General features: G+C 51.6%; 12 tRNA genes and 1 rRNA gene. All 13 read left to right on the forward strand.

The window, feature by feature from the left end:
• Positions 1–141: 141 nt before the first annotated feature.
• The 13 genes from rrf (at position 142) to ACK1U5_RS15170 (ending at position 1,353) form a co-directional block, all read left to right on the forward strand.
• Positions 142–257, forward strand: a 5S ribosomal RNA gene (rrf, locus tag ACK1U5_RS15110).
• Between the two features lie 5 nt (positions 258–262).
• Positions 263–338: transfer RNA gene (locus ACK1U5_RS15115), tRNA-Val, on the forward strand.
• A 4-nt stretch (positions 339–342) separates the two neighbouring features.
• Positions 343–418 (forward strand) — tRNA-Thr (locus tag ACK1U5_RS15120).
• 9 nt (positions 419–427) lie between these two features.
• Positions 428–503 (forward strand) — tRNA-His (locus tag ACK1U5_RS15125).
• Positions 504–525: 22 nt separating this feature from the next.
• Positions 526–606: transfer RNA gene (locus tag ACK1U5_RS15130), tRNA-Leu, on the forward strand.
• Positions 607–635: 29 nt separating this feature from the next.
• Positions 636–710 (forward strand) — tRNA-Gly (locus ACK1U5_RS15135).
• A 16-nt stretch (positions 711–726) separates the two neighbouring features.
• A tRNA-Leu gene (locus ACK1U5_RS15140) sits at positions 727–815 on the forward strand.
• A 3-nt stretch (positions 816–818) separates the two neighbouring features.
• Positions 819–892: transfer RNA gene (locus tag ACK1U5_RS15145), tRNA-Arg, on the forward strand.
• A gap of 10 nt (positions 893–902) precedes the next feature.
• Positions 903–976 (forward strand) — tRNA-Pro (locus ACK1U5_RS15150).
• Between the two features lie 16 nt (positions 977–992).
• A tRNA-Ala gene (locus ACK1U5_RS15155) sits at positions 993–1,065 on the forward strand.
• 20 nt (positions 1,066–1,085) lie between these two features.
• Positions 1,086–1,162: transfer RNA gene (locus ACK1U5_RS15160), tRNA-Met, on the forward strand.
• 4 nt (positions 1,163–1,166) lie between these two features.
• A tRNA-Ile gene (locus ACK1U5_RS15165) sits at positions 1,167–1,243 on the forward strand.
• A 17-nt stretch (positions 1,244–1,260) separates the two neighbouring features.
• Positions 1,261–1,353 (forward strand) — tRNA-Ser (locus tag ACK1U5_RS15170).
• Positions 1,354–1,356 lie beyond the last annotated feature (3 nt).

Here is a 1,356-nt window from a genome sequence, read left to right on the forward strand (position 1 = left end):
GTGGAGCTGACGAATACTAATAGATCGAGGACTTAACCATATAATATGAAGCAATGTTATCTAGTTTTGAAAGAATATAAAAAACTTGTTGACTTTCAAAAGTAAATGAGTTATAATAATTCTTGTCTTAAATGAATACAGTCTGGTAATGATGGCAGAGAGGTCACACCCGTTCCCATACCGAACACGGAAGTTAAGCTCTCTAGCGCCGATGGTAGTTGGGACCTTGTCCCTGTGAGAGTAGGACGTTGCCAGGCAATCCGGAGGATTAGCTCAGCTGGGAGAGCACCTGCCTTACAAGCAGGGGGTCGGCGGTTCGATCCCGTCATCCTCCACCATTTAGCCGACTTAGCTCAATTGGTAGAGCAACTGACTTGTAATCAGTAGGTTGGGGGTTCAAGTCCTCTAGTCGGCACCAGAAATCATGGCGGTTGTGGCGAAGTGGTTAACGCACCGGATTGTGGCTCCGGCATTCGTGGGTTCGATTCCCATCAGTCGCCCCATTTTTCTTAAATAAATTAATATGCGGGTGTGGCGGAATTGGCAGACGCACCAGACTTAGGATCTGGCGCCTTTGGCGTGGGGGTTCGACTCCCTTCACCCGCACTTTTAATTAAATAACTCATACATGTCTTGCGGAAGTAGTTCAGTGGTAGAATACAACCTTGCCAAGGTTGGGGTCGCGGGTTCGAATCCCGTCTTCCGCTCCAATTTTCAATATGACATGCCGGGGTGGCGGAACAGGCAGACGCACAGGACTTAAAATCCTGCGGTGGGTGACCACCGTGCGGGTTCGACCCCCGCCCTCGGCACCATATGCGCCCGTAGCTCAATTGGATAGAGCGTTTGACTACGGATCAAGAGGTTAGGGGTTCGACTCCTCTCGGGCGCGCTTTTATTAACGGGAAGTGGCTCAGCTTGGTAGAGCACCTGGTTTGGGACCAGGGGGTCGCAGGTTCAAATCCTGTCTTCCCGATATTCCTAAAAAACATGGGGCCTTAGCTCAGCTGGGAGAGCGCCTGCCTTGCACGCAGGAGGTCAGCGGTTCGATCCCGCTAGGCTCCACTTATATTAATATCATTTATGGCGGTGTAGCTCAGCTGGCTAGAGCGTACGGTTCATACCCGTGAGGTCGGGGGTTCGATCCCCTCCGCCGCTACCATAAAGGACCTTTAGCTCAGCTGGTTAGAGCAGACGGCTCATAACCGTCCGGTCGTAGGTTCGAGTCCTACAAGGTCCACCATTAGACGTATATATCTCGGAGGTATACCCAAGTTCGGCTGAAGGGATCGGTCTTGAAAACCGACAGGCGGCGAGAGTCGCGCGGGGGTTCGAATCCCTCTACCTCCTCCATTT

The organism is Bacillus sp. XB1, from assembly GCF_053557995.1.